This is a genomic window from Xanthomonas citri pv. citri (assembly GCF_000961215.1).
In the GTDB taxonomy this organism is placed as follows: domain Bacteria; phylum Pseudomonadota; class Gammaproteobacteria; order Xanthomonadales; family Xanthomonadaceae; genus Xanthomonas; species Xanthomonas cissicola.
In genome coordinates this window covers 1700763-1716070 of sequence record NZ_CP008998.1, presented here as the reverse complement: position 1 = coordinate 1716070, position 15308 = coordinate 1700763, and the positions used below count along the sequence as shown (strand labels likewise).

Annotated in this window: 11 protein-coding genes; 1 reads left to right on the top strand and 10 read right to left on the bottom strand. The window is 65.1% G+C overall.

The window, feature by feature from the left end:
- Window positions 1–3 precede the first annotated feature (3 nt).
- The 4 genes from AMD14_RS08070 to AMD14_RS08055 form a co-directional block, all read right to left on the bottom strand.
- On the bottom strand, window positions 4–3180 hold the full coding sequence (locus tag AMD14_RS08070; protein WP_011050945.1) for an efflux RND transporter permease subunit: 3177 nt from the start codon (window positions 3178–3180) through the stop codon (window positions 4–6).
- Window positions 3181–3357: 177 nt separating this feature from the next.
- The gene (locus tag AMD14_RS08065; RefSeq protein ID WP_011050944.1) at window positions 3358–4548 is read right to left on the bottom strand and encodes an efflux RND transporter periplasmic adaptor subunit; all 1191 of its coding nucleotides are present in this window, start codon (window positions 4546–4548) and stop codon (window positions 3358–3360) included.
- Window positions 4545–5318, bottom strand: coding sequence for an SDR family NAD(P)-dependent oxidoreductase (locus AMD14_RS08060; protein ID WP_039581607.1), 774 nt, complete (start codon window positions 5316–5318; stop codon window positions 4545–4547). The genes AMD14_RS08065 and AMD14_RS08060 overlap by 4 nt, the downstream gene beginning before the upstream one ends.
- Window positions 5315–5542: a hypothetical protein gene (locus tag AMD14_RS08055; RefSeq protein WP_033479867.1), complete on the bottom strand. Its 228-nt coding sequence runs from the start codon at window positions 5540–5542 to the stop codon at window positions 5315–5317. The genes AMD14_RS08060 and AMD14_RS08055 overlap by 4 nt, the downstream gene beginning before the upstream one ends.
- A gap of 129 nt (window positions 5543–5671) precedes the next feature.
- On the opposite strand from AMD14_RS08055, the gene AMD14_RS08050 reads away from it, so the two are divergent.
- Window positions 5672–6706: an XC_2801 family transcriptional regulator gene (locus AMD14_RS08050; protein ID WP_003483593.1), complete on the top strand. Its 1035-nt coding sequence runs from the start codon at window positions 5672–5674 to the stop codon at window positions 6704–6706.
- 834 nt (window positions 6707–7540) lie between these two features.
- Here the strand turns inward: AMD14_RS08050 and AMD14_RS08045 are convergent.
- The 6 genes from AMD14_RS08045 to AMD14_RS08015 all read right to left on the bottom strand — a co-directional run bounded on the left by AMD14_RS08045 (window position 7541) and on the right by AMD14_RS08015 (window position 15240).
- Window positions 7541–8266, bottom strand: coding sequence for a YiaD family glycine zipper/OmpA-like lipoprotein (locus AMD14_RS08045; RefSeq protein WP_003483591.1), 726 nt, complete (start codon window positions 8264–8266; stop codon window positions 7541–7543).
- 290 nt (window positions 8267–8556) lie between these two features.
- Window positions 8557–9975 (bottom strand): cryptochrome/photolyase family protein, encoded by a 1419-nt coding sequence (locus tag AMD14_RS08040; RefSeq protein WP_015463011.1) that lies wholly within the window; start codon window positions 9973–9975, stop codon window positions 8557–8559.
- 105 nt (window positions 9976–10080) lie between these two features.
- On the bottom strand, window positions 10081–11511 hold the full coding sequence (locus tag AMD14_RS08035) for a replicative DNA helicase (RefSeq protein WP_003483586.1): 1431 nt from the start codon (window positions 11509–11511) through the stop codon (window positions 10081–10083).
- A gap of 221 nt (window positions 11512–11732) precedes the next feature.
- Window positions 11733–12287: an NADPH-dependent FMN reductase gene (locus tag AMD14_RS08030; RefSeq protein WP_011050941.1), complete on the bottom strand. Its 555-nt coding sequence runs from the start codon at window positions 12285–12287 to the stop codon at window positions 11733–11735.
- Between the two features lie 171 nt (window positions 12288–12458).
- Window positions 12459–14399, bottom strand: coding sequence for an asparagine synthase (glutamine-hydrolyzing) (asnB, locus tag AMD14_RS08025; RefSeq protein ID WP_011050940.1), 1941 nt, complete (start codon window positions 14397–14399; stop codon window positions 12459–12461).
- Window positions 14400–14601: 202 nt separating this feature from the next.
- On the bottom strand, window positions 14602–15240 hold the full coding sequence (locus tag AMD14_RS08015; protein WP_015472337.1) for a glutathione S-transferase family protein: 639 nt from the start codon (window positions 15238–15240) through the stop codon (window positions 14602–14604).
- Window positions 15241–15308: the final 68 nt, after the last annotated feature.

The following is a 15308-nucleotide window of genomic DNA, read 5'->3' as shown; positions in this document are numbered from 1 at the left end:
CGCTTAGGCGTTGACGTGCGCGTGATCGTGCGCAACTGCGGGCGGTGTCGCGGGCCCGCGACGGGTCACCCACTTGCGCAGCGCCACGTAGAACACCGGAGTCAGGAACAGGCCGAACAAGGTCACACCGAGCATGCCGGCGAACACCGTGATACCGGTGACCGAGCGCACTTCGGCGCCAGCACCATGGCCGAACACCAACGGCACGGTGCCGGCGATGAAGGCGATGGAGGTCATCACGATCGGACGCAGGCGCAAGCGGCAGGCCTCCAGTGCGGCTTCGACGATGCCCTTGCCGTGCATTTCCAGTTCGCGGGCGAACTCCACGATCAGGATCGCGTTCTTGCACGCCAGGCCCATCAACACCACCAGACCCACCTGCACGAACACGTTGTTGTCGCCGCCGGTGAGCCACACACCGAACAACGCAGACAGCAAGGTCATCGGCACGATCAGGATCACCGCCAGGGGCAGGGTCCAGCTTTCGTACAGCGCAGCCAGCACCAGGAACGCCAGCAACACTGCCATCGGGAACACGATCAATGCCGAGTTGCCTTGCGTGGACTGCTGATAGCTCAGGTCGGTCCACTCGATGTTCATGCCGTTGGGCAGCACCTGCGGCGCCATGCTGGACAGCTTCTGCATGGCCTCGGTGGACGACAGCACGCGCGGGTCCGCTTCGCCGATGAGGTCGGCCGCCGGGTAGCCGTTGTAACGGATCACCGGGTCCGGGCCGTAGGTCTGGCCCAGCGTGACCATGCTGCCGATCGGCACCATGTCGCCGTTGGCGTTGCGCGTGCGCAGGTTGGCGATGTCTTCCACGCTATCGCGGAACTGTCCATCGGCCTGGGCGATCACCTGATAGGTACGACCGAAGCGATTGAAGTCGTTGATGTAGGACGAACCCAGATAGGTCTGCAGCGTGTCGAACAGATTGGTCAACGGCACGCCCTGCGCCTTGGCCTTGTCGCGGTCGACCTTGGCGTCGAGCTGCGGCACGTTGGCCTGATAAGTACCGATCGGGAACTGCATGCCCGGCGTTTGCGAGATCGCACCGGACATCGCATTCACCGCACTCTGCAACTGGCCATAGCCCAGGCCGGCACGGTCCTGGATGTACAGCGAGTAGCCCGAGCCCTGGCCCAAGCCAAGGACCGGTGGCGGCATGAAGGCGAACGCGAAGCCCTGCTGGATCTGGCTGATGCGCGCGTTGATTTCCGCATTGATCTGCGCGGCGGTGCGGCTGCGCTGACTGAACGGCTTGAGCGTCAGAAACACCGTGCCGGTGTTGGGCGTATTGGTGAACTGCAGCGGATTCAGGCCGGGGAACGCGATTGCATGATCCACGCCGTCGGTCTGCAGCGCGATCTGGGTGATCTGGCGGATCACTTCGTTGGTGCGCTCCAGCGACGAGCCTTCCGGCAGCTTGGTGCCGGCGATCAGATACAGCTTGTCCTGGGTCGGAATGAAGCCGCCCGGCACCAGCTTGAACATGAAACCGGTACCGACCAGCAGCAGCAGGTAGACCACGAACACCGCACCTCGCTTGCCCAGCGCACGCGACACCGCACCTTGGTACTTGTGCGAGCTGGTGGTGAAGAAACGGTTGAACGGGCGGAACAACCAGCCGAACAGACGGTCGATCAACCGCGACGGGCCATCCTTGGGCGCGTCGTGCGACTTGAGCAACATCGCCGCCAACGCCGGCGACAGGGTCAGCGAGTTGATCGCCGAAATCACCGTGGAAATGGCGATGGTCACCGCGAACTGCTTGTAGAACTGGCCGGTCACGCCCGACAGGAACGCCATCGGCACGAACACCGCGCACAGCACCAACGCGATGGCGATGATCGGCCCGGACACTTCGCGCATGGCCTGATGCGCTGCCGCCAGCGGGCTCAGCCCTTCTTCGATGTTGCGCTCGACGTTTTCCACCACCACGATCGCGTCGTCGACCACGATGCCGATCGCCAGCACCAGACCGAACAGGCTCAGCGTATTGATCGAAAAGCCCAGCAGGTACAACGCAGCGAACGTACCGACCACCGACACCGGCACCGCCAGCAACGGAATGATCGAGGCGCGCCAGGTCTGCAGGAACAGGATCACCACCAGCACCACCAGCAGCACCGCTTCCAGCAATGTGTGCACCACCGCGCTGATCGAATCGCGCACGAACACGGTCGGGTCGTACGCAGCGGACCAGGCCATGTCCTGCGGGAACTGCCTTTCCAGCTCGGCCATCTTGGCGCGCACCGCATCGGACAATTCGATCGCGTTGGCACCGGGCGACTGGAACACGCCCATGCCCACCGCGTTCTGGTTGTCCAGCTGCGAGCGCAAGGTGTAGTTGCCGGCGCCCAGCTCCAGGCGCGCCACATCGCTCAGCCGCACGATCTCGCCGCTGTTGCCGCTGCGGATGACGATGTTGCCGAACTCTTCTTCGGTGGTGAGGCGGCCTTGCGCATTGATCGAGAGCAGGAAATCGCTCTTGTTGGGCATGGGTTCTGCGCCGAGCTGGCCGGCGGAGACCTGCACGTTCTGCTCGCGGATGGCGGCGACCACATCGCTGGCGGTAAGCCCGCGTGCGGCCACCTTGTCCGGGTTCAACCAGATGCGCATGGCGTAGTCGCCGGCACCGAAGATCTGGATCTGGCCCACGCCCGGCAGGCGCGACAGCTCATCCTTGACCTTCAAGGTGGCGTAGTTGCTCAGGTACAGCGAGTTGTACTTGCCCTTGGGCGAGGTCAGATGCACGACCATGGTCAGCGTCGGCGATTGCTTCTGCGTAGTCACGCCCTGGCGGCGCACGTCTTCGGGCAGACGCGCCTGCGCCTGGCTGACGCGGTTCTGCACCTGCACCTGCGCCTGGTCCGGGTCGGTGCCGGGCTTGAAGGTCACCGTGACCACCAGCACGCCGTCCGAGCCGGCCACCGACTTCATGTACATCATGTTTTCCACGCCGTTGATGGCTTCCTCAAGCGGCGTGGCGACGGTTTCGGCAATGACCTTGGGGTTGGCGCCTGGATACACCGCGCGCACCTGCACGCTCGGCGGCACCACTTCGGGGTATTCGCTGATCGGCAGAAGCGGCATGGCGATCAGGCCGGCCGCGAAGATGATGATCGACAGCACCGCGGCAAAGATCGGCCGGTCGATGAAAAAACGGGAAAAGTCCATTGGGATGGTCCTGAAAGAGGTTGCCGCCGGGTGGCGGCGCGGCACGGCGGGCCCGGGCCGACCTGGTGACGAGGCCGGCAGTCTTGGGCTGCGATGCAGCGATACAGCAGTACAGCCATTGCAGGTGTTACGCCGTCGCCAGCTAGGCGCGACGGCGCGCAACAGGCGTGGCGATCGCTAGTTGGAAGCGGTGCGCTTGTCCGTCGCCGGTGCCATGGCCACGGTCTTGGCCTCCACCGGCATGCCGGGCATGAAGATCTTCTGCACACCATCGACTACCACGCGGTCGCCGGCGGCCAGGCCGCTACGCACGATGCGCAGGCCGTCGGCATTGCGGCCGAGCTCCACGTCGCGGCGTTGCGCCTTGCCGTCCTTGTCCACCACGTACACGTACTTGCGGTCCTGGTCGGTGAGCACGGCCTTTTCGTCGACCAGCATCGCCTTGAACTGGCCGCTGCCCAGCAATTGCACATGCGCATACAGGCCTGGCGTGAACTGTCGCTGCGCGTTGTCCAGCACCGCGCGGACCCGGATGGTGCCGGTGCTGCGGGTCACCTGGTTGTCCAGGAAATCCACGCGTCCGGTGTGCGGGAAGCCCTGCTCGCCGACCAGCCCGATCCGCACCGGCAACTCGCCGCCACGTTCGTCCGGGCGCTCGCCGTTGCGGGCCATCTGCGAATAACGCAGGAAGGTGCCTTCGTCGGCGTCGAAATAGACGAACACCTTGTCCAGCGACACCAGGGTGGTCAGCACGCTGGCGCTGTCGCCGGCCGTGACCAGGTTGCCGGCGGTGACCATCGCACGCCCGGCGCGGCCATCGATGGGAGCGCGTACGCGCGTCCAATCCAGGTTGAGCTTGGCGGTGTCCACCGCGGCCTGGGCGGCCTGCAGGTCGGCGTCGGCCTGGTCGGCGGCGGCGCGGCGTTGCTCCCAGGTTTCGGTGGAGATGGCCTGCTGCTCGGACAGTTTGCGTGCACGCGCCGCTTCGCTACGCGCCAATGTGGCCTGGGTGCGGGCACGCACCAGCGAAGCGTTGGCACGCGCAAACTCGGCACGGTAGCTACGCTCGTCGATGGTGAAGAGCACATCGCTCTTCTTCACCTCTGCACCTTCGGTGTAGTTGACCTTGTCGATATAGCCGGACACGCGCGGACGCAGTTCGACGCTTTCCACCGGCTCGATGCGGCCGCTGAATTCGTCCCACTGGCTGATCTGCTTCATCAACACCGGCGCGACGCTGACGCTGGGCGGCGGGGGTGCGCCGGTCTCGGCGGCCTTGCTGCCGCAGCCGGCAAGCACGACCGCCAGCACGGCGCCCGCCAGCACGGTACGCAAGGGAAAACGGAACGGGGTGGCGTTCGTGGTCATGGGGAAATCTCTCGGGTGGGGATGGAAACGTGCAGACCGGCCAGCCGGCTCGCCGACGGTGCGGCATGTGGGCGACGACTCACGGTCACGATGGCTTGTCCGGGCTGGCCAGGCCCGGCAATCAGGGAAACAGCGGCGCGGCCGACGTCCACGGCGCGGATCCATTCCGGACAGGCGTCCTTGGCGCGGCCGGGCGTGCAGACCGGCTGCTCGACCGAGAGCAGCTGCACGCGGACGCCCAACGGCTTGGCTTCCTCGTGCAACACCTGCGCGAGCATGCGCGTGGCGGAGGCCGCAACCGAACGATCGCCATGCGCCGACCAGGCACGCAGCGCGCACGGGCTGCCGAGCAGCAGATAGCGACCGCCGCCGTCGGCCTCGGCCAGCAGCGGCAGCAGATGGCGGGCGGCAGCCAGATGCGGCAACACGTCGCGCTCCAGGCGGCGACGCAGGACAGCCACTGGCCGATCCAACAGCCGCCCTGCCTTGGGCGGGCTGCCCAGGCTGGCGATCACCGCGCCCAGCGGTCGGTGCCGCTGGGCCAGCTCAGTGGCCAGGCGGCGCGCAGACGCATCGTCGGCCACCGACCCCTGGACGATGTCCAGCAGCGGCGAGTGCCCATGCTGCGCGCGCAGTGCGTCCAGCTTGGCGGCATCGCGTCCAATCACCACGGTTGGCATGCCGGCGTCGAGCAACGCGGCGACGATGCCCATGCCGACGTTGCCCGCGCCGCCAATGACGGCCGTCTCGGATTGAACCATCCCACTCATGGGATTTTTGCTCCCGAGATCGGGATAATTCCATGCCGTGCCCATCGCGCCTGCAGTCCAGTTCGCTGCGCCGGCGCGCCACCAGCCTGCCGCCGTGGCGAGCTGGAGAATCCGCGCAAGGCACTGTTGCGGGGCCGATTTTCCGCGGAAACGACTGGATCGAAGGCGCTTTCGATCGCACTGCGGTGACTGGAGGACACGCCGAAAACGTTGCACAACCACATGGCCGTGCTCCTGCATGGAGGGGATGCCGCATACGTTAGGCTTCAAAGCAGCACTTGATTAGTCCGGATTTAGGGGAATAATCGTCCCGCAAGCGGTCTAATCCCTCCTGCCCCCCCGGAAGGCATCCCATGACTCACGATCTCAACGACACCCTGATCTTCGTCAAGGTGGTCGAACAAGGCAGCTTCATCGCGGCCGCCAATGCGCTTGGCCTGCCCAAGACCACCGTCAGCCGCAAGGTGCAGGAATTGGAAACCCGGTTGGGTGCGCGCCTGTTGCATCGAACCACGCGCCGCATCGGCCTGACCGAAGCCGGCTCGGTGTACCACGAACATTGCCAGCGCATCGCGCGCGAATTGGAAGAAGCCGAAAGCGCGGTAGGACAACTGCAATCCGGCCCGCGTGGCTGGTTGCGTTTTACCGTGCCGTATTCGCTGGGCATTACCTGGATCGCGCCGTTGCTGGGCGAATTCCATGCGCAATATCCGGAAATCCAGCTGGACATGCATCTGGGCAACGAGAAGCTGGACCTGATCGGTGGCGAAGCGGATCTGGCATTGCGCGTCGGCGCGCTGCCCGATTCCAACCTGGTGGCGCGCAAGCTCGGTAGCTTGCGCACCCAGGTGTTCGCCAGCCCGTCCTACATCGAACGCTATGGCGAGCCGCTGCATCCGGACGAACTGCAATTCCATCGCACGCTGGCCTTGCGCAAGAACCGCAACGTGCACAACAACCGCTTTTTCTGGTCGCTCAGCGACGGCAGCGATGTACGCGATTTCCCGGTCAATCCGCTGATGGTGGCCAACGATCCGGCTGCGCTCAACGGTGCGGTATTGTGCGGTGAAGGCCTGTTGCTCACCGGCGACGTGATGGCCAAGCCGTTCGTGCAATCGGGTCTGGTGCGTCGCGTGCTGGCCGGGTGGACGGGGCCTGAGGTGGACTTCAATGCAGTATTTGCGGGCGGTCGATTGGTGTCGCCGAAAGTGCGTGCGTTCGTGGACTTTTTGGTGACGCGCATGAACTTCGATGCGGATTACATGATGGCGCAGTGCCCTGCCCGTCTAGCCGCACAAAAGGCCGACAACGATGCGAAAGTCGAAGTGGGCGCAGAGGCGGAATTGCGTGCGGAAGGCAAGCGCATCCTGGAGAACGTCACGGCGTAGTGCCGGATCGACTGCGCCGGCGGTGGTTGCCGTCTGGCGCAGGCCATAAGTTCATCGTTGCAACGCAGTGAATGCATTTCTGTCACCGCACGCGTACAGCCGACGATAGCTCGTTCGCTTTGCAAATGATCTCACTGCCGTAAGCGGTGAGTTGGGAAAGATCGAGACGTCAGTCGTGGCGTCGTCGGATGCGATCACCCGATGAGTGCAAAGCCGACTCGGTCGCGCGCGCGGTGCCCTCGCCGCTCGCGGGACACGCCGTCAACCCATCCATGGGGGCTCGATGGCGGCATCCATGCCGCCAACGGTCCCGCAAGCGGCGAGGACACCGCGCCAGAACGTTGGTCGGTCGCTCGGAAAGCGGCCCATCGCAGGAAAGGTGGTGGAGATACCTTCTCGCCTGAGCACTGCGAGCTAGCCGCGCCTCCTTAAATCGCTAGCGAACGCATCTATCGCTTGCACAAATACAGCGACCAACTCGACTGGTCCTTGCCCGCTCACCGTCGCGGGACCCTTGGCGGCATGGATGCCGCCACGGAGCTTACATGGACGTACTTGCAGCGTGTCCCGCGATGGTGGGCGGGCAAGGGCCCTGCAGCAACACTCAGATCCGCGCCTTGAAGTTCCACAGTTACGCCGACACATTAGCGCCGATGACGTGAGAAAGATCGAGACCTCAAAGCGTGCAGACCAGCCGTTCTAAGCCCAAGCGATTGGTTAGCTGCTCTTGATCACACCATGCAGCAAAAAAACAGGCCGCTTTCGCGGCCTGTTTTGCGTACATCAGTACATCGCGGGTGAGTCATCCGACCCGCCACGATTCACTGCATCCCATCAACGCATGCCGGCGTTGCTGGCCGCGCCTTCCGCACGCAGCGGGATCAGGCGGATTTCGACGCGGCGGTTCTGTGCGCGGCCGGCATCGGTGCTGTTATCGGCGATCGGGTAACGCTTGCCGGCGCCCATGGTTTCCATGCGCTCACGCTGCACGCCTTGTGCGGTCAGATATTGTGCGACCGCGCCGGCGCGTTCTTCGGACAGACGCTGGTTGACCGCGTCGCTGCCGACGCTGTCGGTATGACCGACCACTTCCACCATGGTCTGGTTGTACTCGCGCAGGGTAGACGCCACGCCATTGAGCGCGCTGTAGAACTGCGGCTTCAATGCCGACTTGCCGAAGTCGAAGGTGATGCCGTCGGGCAGGTTCAGGGTGATGTTGTCGCCCTGGCGCTGCACTTCGATCCCGGTGTTAGCGGTGCGCTCACGCAGTGCGCGCTCCTGGCGATCCTGGTACTGGCCGATTGCCGCGCCGCTCAGTGCACCGATGCCGGCGCCGACCATTGCGTGCTGACGACGCTCGGTAGCGCTGTCGCCGGTGAGCAGGCCTGCAGCCACACCAATGGCGGTACCGATCAGGGCGTTGCGGCCGGTCCGATTCTGCTGTTGGGTCTGCTCGCCGTATTGGTCGCGCTGCACATACGAGCCGCCGGTGGCGCAAGCGGACAGCGCAATGGCGCTGGCCAATGCAACGGCAAGACTCTTGGTGGCTGCTGGGGACATGGTGTTCTCCTATGGCCGGGCCATCCGGCGCTCAATCGTGTGCGCGAGGATAAACAGGCCCACGCGACTGGCGCATGATGAAACCAGCCTCCAATCGCGCCCAGCTAGTGCTACATTCAGGAAAACGTTTTCTGCTTGGACAGCGGCATGCCCGCGCCTAATGCACTGACTGATGCATGAAACAGGCGTAGCAGCACACGCGTGCAACGCCTCAGCCTTGCAGAAGAAAACGCGCAGAAGCGAGCATCCGCTGACCACGCAATCAGGAGCTCGCTCGCCCTGCCGCGCGCCTAGCCGCGCGTTTTCGCATACGCCGCCAGCGCCGCATCGCGCCCTTCGGCCAGGCCGATGATCGGCGTGCGCGGATACTCCGGTGCCAGCCGCGCCAGCGACAACGGATGCAGCCACGGCGCGAAGCGTTCCTTCACCGCAAGCTTGCCGAGCTCAGGTACCCAGCGCGTGATGTAGGCGGCCTGCGGATCGAACTTCTCCGCCTGCGTGACCGGATTGAACACACGGAAATACGGCGCCGCATCGGCGCCGGTGCCGGCCACCCACTGCCAGCCCAGGGTGTTGTTGGCCAGGTCCGCATCCACCAGCGTGTCCCAGAACCAGCGCGCGCCTTCGATCCAGTGGATGCGCAGATGCTTGCACAAAAAACTGGCGACGATCATGCGCACGCGATTGTGCATCCAACCGGTATGCCAGAGCTGGCGCATGCCGGCATCGACGATCGGAATGCCAGTGCGGCCCCGCTGCCAGGCCTGCAATGCAACCGGATCGACCGTTGCCCAATCGAATCCTGCAAAGCGTGGATTGAGATTCTGGTTGGTGGTGTCCGGGAAGTGATGCAGCAAGTGATAGGCAAAGTCGCGCCAGCCAAGCTGCCGGATATAGGCATCGATTTCTGCGCCATTGCGCGCAGTGCGATGCGTCTCCAGGGTGTTGGCGATCCGCCACGGCGCAATTTCGCCGAAGTGCAGATGCGGCGACAGTTGCGAGGTCCCGACGCGATCGGGGCGATCGCGGTTTTCGCGATATCCAGACAACGCGCCGTCGATAAAGATCTCCAGCATTTCGTGCGCGCCGGCTTCGCCGGGCTGCCAGTGCTCCCAGAAACCCTGGTCCCACTGCAGGCCCGGCACCAATTGCAGCGTGTCGAGCGCATCGGTCTTCAAGCTTGCAGGCAATGGCGGCAGACTGCGCGGCGCACCTATCGCGGCGGGCAATTGCAACTGCGTCAGCGCGTTGCGCCAGAACGGGGTAAACACCTTGTAGGGGCCGCCCTGCTGCGTGGACAACTGCCACGGTTCGAACAGCAATGCGCAATTGCAGCTCTGCACCTCGATGCCGCGCTCGCGCAAATCGCGCTTGATCTGCGCATCGCGCGGCTGGGTGGCCGGCTCGTACTTGCGGTTCCAGTACACCGCCACCGCACCGGTCTGCGCGATCACCTCATCCAGCACCTGCGCGCTGTTGCCGACGCGAATGACCAGCCCGCTGCCGAGCGCGCGCAAGGCGCCGTCCAGCGCTGCAAGCGAGCGATGCCGCCAGGTGCGCGATGCGGCGCCAGGCGTCCATTCGCCCTCTTCGTGCGGCGCGTCGATGTACAACGGAATCGGGTGATGCCCCGCATCGAGTGCGGCGCGCAAGGCCGGGTTGTCTTCCAGACGCAGATCGCGACGGAACCAGACGATGGCGTATGACATACGAACTCGGCAGCAAACAATGAGGCTGCGCAGCATAAGCCAGCGGGCGCCACGATGGCGCGATGCCGGGCGGCGGATGACCACCCGGCCGTTCCACGACAGCGCTTACTCGAAACTGCCCACCGAGTCGTGCGCCAGGTTGTCGAACCGGGTGTATTCGCCGAAGAACTTCAGCTTGCACGAGCCGGTCGGTCCGCCGCGGTGCTTGCCGATGATGATTTCGGCCAGGCCCTTGTCCGGCGAATTTTCCTTGTTGTAGTAGTCGTCGCGGTAGATGAAGACGATCATGTCCGCGTCCTGCTCGATCGCGCCCGACTCGCGCAAGTCCGCCATCACCGGGCGCTTGTCGGTGCGCGTTTCCAGCGAGCGGTTGAGCTGGGACAACGCAATCACCGGCACGTTGAGCTCCTTGGCCAAGCCTTTCAGCGAGCGCGAGATTTCCGAAATTTCGGTGGCGCGGTTTTCGCTGTTGCCCGGCACCGACATCAGCTGCAGGTAGTCGATGACGATCAGGCCCAGGTCGTGCTCGCGCTTGAGCCGGCGGCACTTGGAACGCAGTACTTCCGGCGACACGCCAGGTGTGTCGTCGATGAAGATCTTGGTTTCCTTGAGCATCTTGATCGCGCCGGTCACGCGCGCCCAATCCTCGTCTTCCAGCGCACCGGTACGCAGGCGCTGCGCATTGATGCGGCCATTGGAGGAGATCAGGCGCATGGCCAACTGCGAGGCCGACATTTCCATCGAAAACACCGCCACGCCCTTCTTGGACTTGATCGCCGCATATTCGGCGATGTTCAGCGCAAAGGTGGTTTTGCCCATCGCCGGACGCGCCGCCAGGATGATCAGGTCGGTCGGCTGCAGGCCGGCGGTCATCGCATCGAAATCGGTGTAGCCGGTCGGCAGACCCGTGATGTTGCCGCCGTTTTCGAAGCGGTTGCGCAGCTCTTCGAAGGCATCCTTCAATGCCCCGGGCATGGCCACGAAATCGGTGCGCCCACGCGCGCCGGCTTCGGCGATCTTGAACACGGCCTTTTCGGCCGAGGACAGCAACTCGACGCTGTCGCGCCCTTCCGGCTGAAAGCCGTCGTTGACGATGGTGGTGCCCACTTCGATCAACTGCCGCAGCACCGCCTTGTCGCGCACGATTTCCGCATACGCGGCGATGTTGGCCGCCGACGGCGTGGTGCTGGCCAGCTCGATCAGGTACGCGCCATCGCCCACCTGCTCCAGCTTGCCCTGCGACTCGAACCATTCGCCCAGGGTCACTGCATCGAACGGGCGGTCTTTCTCGTTGAGTTCGCGAATCGCGCGGTAGATCAGCCGATGGTCGCGCCGGTAAAAGTCGTTTTCGGTGAGCTGGTCGTTGACCCGGTCGAACGCGTCCGGCGCCAGCATCAAGCCACCCAGCACCGCCTGCTCGGCCTCGACCGAATGCGGCGGTACCCGCAGCTGGTCCAGACGCGGCTCGGGACGATCGTAATCGTCGTCGTCGCGATCGCGACTGCGCTTGGAACGGAAACCAGGACGAGCGGACATGGACAAACAAACCTGACGCGAGGAGACGAGGGCAGGAAGCATAGTCATCGGCGCAGCCGGCGACCATGCACAACTCTGTGGATAACTGGTGTATAGCCAGTGCACCAGCGTTCTACGCGCCGGCCGTCGCAAGTACCGAGACCCTTGCGCCGTTTGGGTTTCCGCCCTCACTCAGGTCCCAACGTGGCGCCGCACGTGCGCACGGCGCCGCTGTGGTCAACTCAGCGCTTGAGGTGCCCGATCAGGCCCAGGAACTGGTCGATGAAGCCCTGCAGGAACTTGCGGCTGTCGGCGTTGGCGACCTGGTCGTCGGGCCCGAACAGGCCGTCCTTGTATTGCAGGAACACTTCCGGCTGACCGAGCACATGCATGTCCAGATACGCCAACACGTTACGCAGGTGCTGCTGCGCGGTGGCAGTGCCGATCGCGCCGACCGAGACGCCCACCACCGCCGCCGGCTTGCCGGCAAACGCGCTATCGCCATAGGGGCGCGAGCCGGTGTCGATGGCGTTCTTGAGCACGCCGGGAATGGAGCGGTTGTATTCGGGAGTGACGAACAGCACCGCATCGGCAGCGCGGATCTGCTGCTTCAGGCGCGTGCCTTCGGCGGGATAATCGCCATCGGGGTCCTGGTTGTACAACGGGATATCGCCGATCTCCAGGTACTCGAACACGGCCCTGTCGCCGGCCAGATGCTCCAGCGCGCGCGCCAGCTGGCGGTTATACGACTCGGCGCGCAGGCTGCCGACCAGTACGGCAATGGTGAGCTTGCTCATGGGGAATGCTCCGTGGAAAACAGAGCCCCACCCTAACCAGCCGGATGCTCAGGGCTGGTGAAACGCCGCCGGCATCTGTGGCGCAAGCGGCGGTGCGTACACGCGAGCGCGGCAACGTTCGCAGGAGGCTTCGCCCACTGCCGACCAGCGTCCACACCGCAGCGCCAGGCGTCAGCGCACCACGGCCGCCCGCTGTTCGCGCCAGTGTGCCTGCCAGGCCTGGAACATCAGCACCGTCCATAGATGCGTATGCCATTTGCGCTCGCCACCGTTGAAGTCGCGCCACAGGCGGGCCACGCTGTCTGCGGCGAATACGCCCTCGCGCTGCAGGGCGCCGTGCGCCAGCAGATCGTCTGCCCAGCCGTGCAGATCGCCGCGCAGCCATGCGCTGACCGGTGCGCCGAAGCCGCGCTTGCCGCGGTAGACCATCGCGTCCGGCAGGTAGCGGCACAGCACGCGCTTGAGCAGATACTTGCTCACTCCATCGCGATACTTCAGCGACAGCGGCAGCGACCAGGCGAATTCGGCCACGCGCCAATCCAGCAGCGGCGCACGCGCTTCCAGCCCCACCGCCATGGTGGTGCGGTCCACCTTGCACAGCAGATCGTCCGGCAAGTAGGCGGCAAAATCGGCCAGCATCATCGCGTCGGCCGGCGTACCGGACCCATGCAGCGGGTCGGCCAGGCTGTAGAAACTGTCGGGCTCGGTGGCGCCCAGCACCACCGCGGCCGGATCGCGCCAGCGCGAAATGCGGTTGCGGTAGATATCGCCGATGCCGCGTGCGCCGGCCTCGGCCACCAGCGCGGCCAGGCCGCCGGTGCGCGAGGACTCGCCGTTGCGGCGCGCCGCCACCGCCATCAACCGCCGCAGCGGGCCCGGCACCAGGCCGTGCATGCGCCAATTGCGCAGTGCGCGCTGATACCGACCATAGCCGAAGAACAATTCGTCGCCACCATCGCCGGACAGCGCCACCGTGACTCCGCCGCGCGCCAGCCGTGCGACCAACGCCGTCGGCACTTGCGACGCATCGGCGAAGGGTTCGTCGAACATGTCCGGCAGGTTCGGCACCACCGCCAGCGCATCGGCGCCGCTGACATACAGTTCGGTGTGGTCGGTGCACAGATGCGTGGCCACTTCGCGCGCCAGCGGCGCTTCGTCGTGATGCGAACCTTCGAAGCCGATGCTGAAGGTGTGCACCGGCTGCGCGCTCTGCGCCTGCATCATCGCAGTGACGATGGACGAGTCGGTGCCGCCGGAGAGAAACACGCCAACCGGCACATCGGCCACCATGCGCAAGGCCACCGCATCGCGCAGCACGCGATCCAATTGCTCTTCGGCCTGCGCGTCGGTACCGGTGAACGGCGTCGCCAGCGCGCGTTGCATCGCTTCGCGCGCGTTCCAGAACGGTTGCTGCGCCTGATCGGGACGATGCGCGGCCGCGCCGGCTGCGACGGCTTGTGCATCGATGCGCAGCACGCGGCCGGGCATCAGCTTGAAGGTGTGCTCGTGGATGCAGGCCGGCGCCGGGATATAGCCAAGCCGCAGCAGCAGGGTGAGCGCATCGCGATCCACGCCGTTGTCGAAATCCGGGTGCTGCCACAAGGCCTTGAGTTCGGAACCGAACACCAAGGTGTCGCCGGCCCACCCGTAGTACAGCGGCTTCTTGCCGACGCGGTCGCGGGCCAGGAACAGGCAGTTGTCGCGCTCGTCCCACAACGCGATGGCGAACATGCCGTTGCAGCGGGTCAACGTCTCGTCCAGCCCCCACTCCACCACGGCCGCCAGCAGCACCTCAGTATCGGAATGGCCGCGAAAGCGATGCCCAAGCGCGGAAAGCGCTGCGCGCAATTGCGCGAAGTTATAGACCTCGCCGTTATAGGCCAGCACGTAGCGGCCGTCAGCCGAGCGCATCGGCTGATGGCCGAGCGGCGACAGATCCAGAATGCTCAAGCGCTGATGCGCCAGCGCTACGCCGGCCTGCGCATCGCACCAGGTGCCGGCATCGTCGGGGCCGCGGTGGCGCAAGGCGGCCCCCATCGGCCGCACCAGCGCATCGAGCTGTTCGCCATGCAGGCGCGGCGAGGCCAGCAACATTCCTGCCAATCCGCACATCGTCAGCGCTCCTGCCGGCCGGCCGCGACTAACCGGGCGGCGCCGGCACGCACGACGCGTCGTACGCGCCCGAACAGGCGCACGGCGAATGCCGATGCCGATGCCGATGCCGATGCCGATGCCGATGCCGGAGAGTAAAGACAGCCGTCCGCCGAGCACGCAGCGCTGACGCAGCGCGCCACGTGCAGATCGCGCAGACGGCTCATGCCGCCACCGATGCAGCTGCCGGCATCGGCACATAACGCGGCAGCGCCTGCACGCGTTGTAACCAGGCGGTGATCGCCGGCCAGCGCTCCAGATCGAAACCGCCGTCTTCGGCGCAATGGGTGTAAGCGAACAGTGCGATATCGGCGATGCCGTAGTCGCTACCGGTGAACCAGGTGTGCTGCTGCAGGTGCTGCTCCATCACCGCCAGCGCCTGCTCGCCGCGTGCGCGCAGCTGTGCTAACTCGGCGCGGCGTGCGGCATCGCGCGGCGTCCACAGGCTGATGAACCGCGCCACTGCCACATAGGGTTCATGGCTGTATTGCTCGAAGAACATCCAGCTCAATGCCTGCGCACGCTGCCACGCATCGGTGGGCAGATACGGCGTGCCTTCGGCCAGCCAGAACAGGATCGCGTTGGATTCGGTCAATACGCGGCCATCGTCGCGCTCGACCATTGGCACCTTGCCGTTAGGGTTCTTGGCCAGATAGTCGGGCGTGCGGGTCTGCCCGGCCACGCTGTCCACCTCGACCCAGTGATAGCGGCTGCCCAGTTGTTCCAGCAGCAGGCGCACCTTGTAGCAATTGCCGGAACCGGACATGCCATGCACGGTCAACGGGGGACGCACGGTCGACATCTGGCTGGCTCCGCGGCAGCAACGAGGGGCTGGCAGTGTCACAGCCCCGCGTGCCTTTGCAAAGCCCT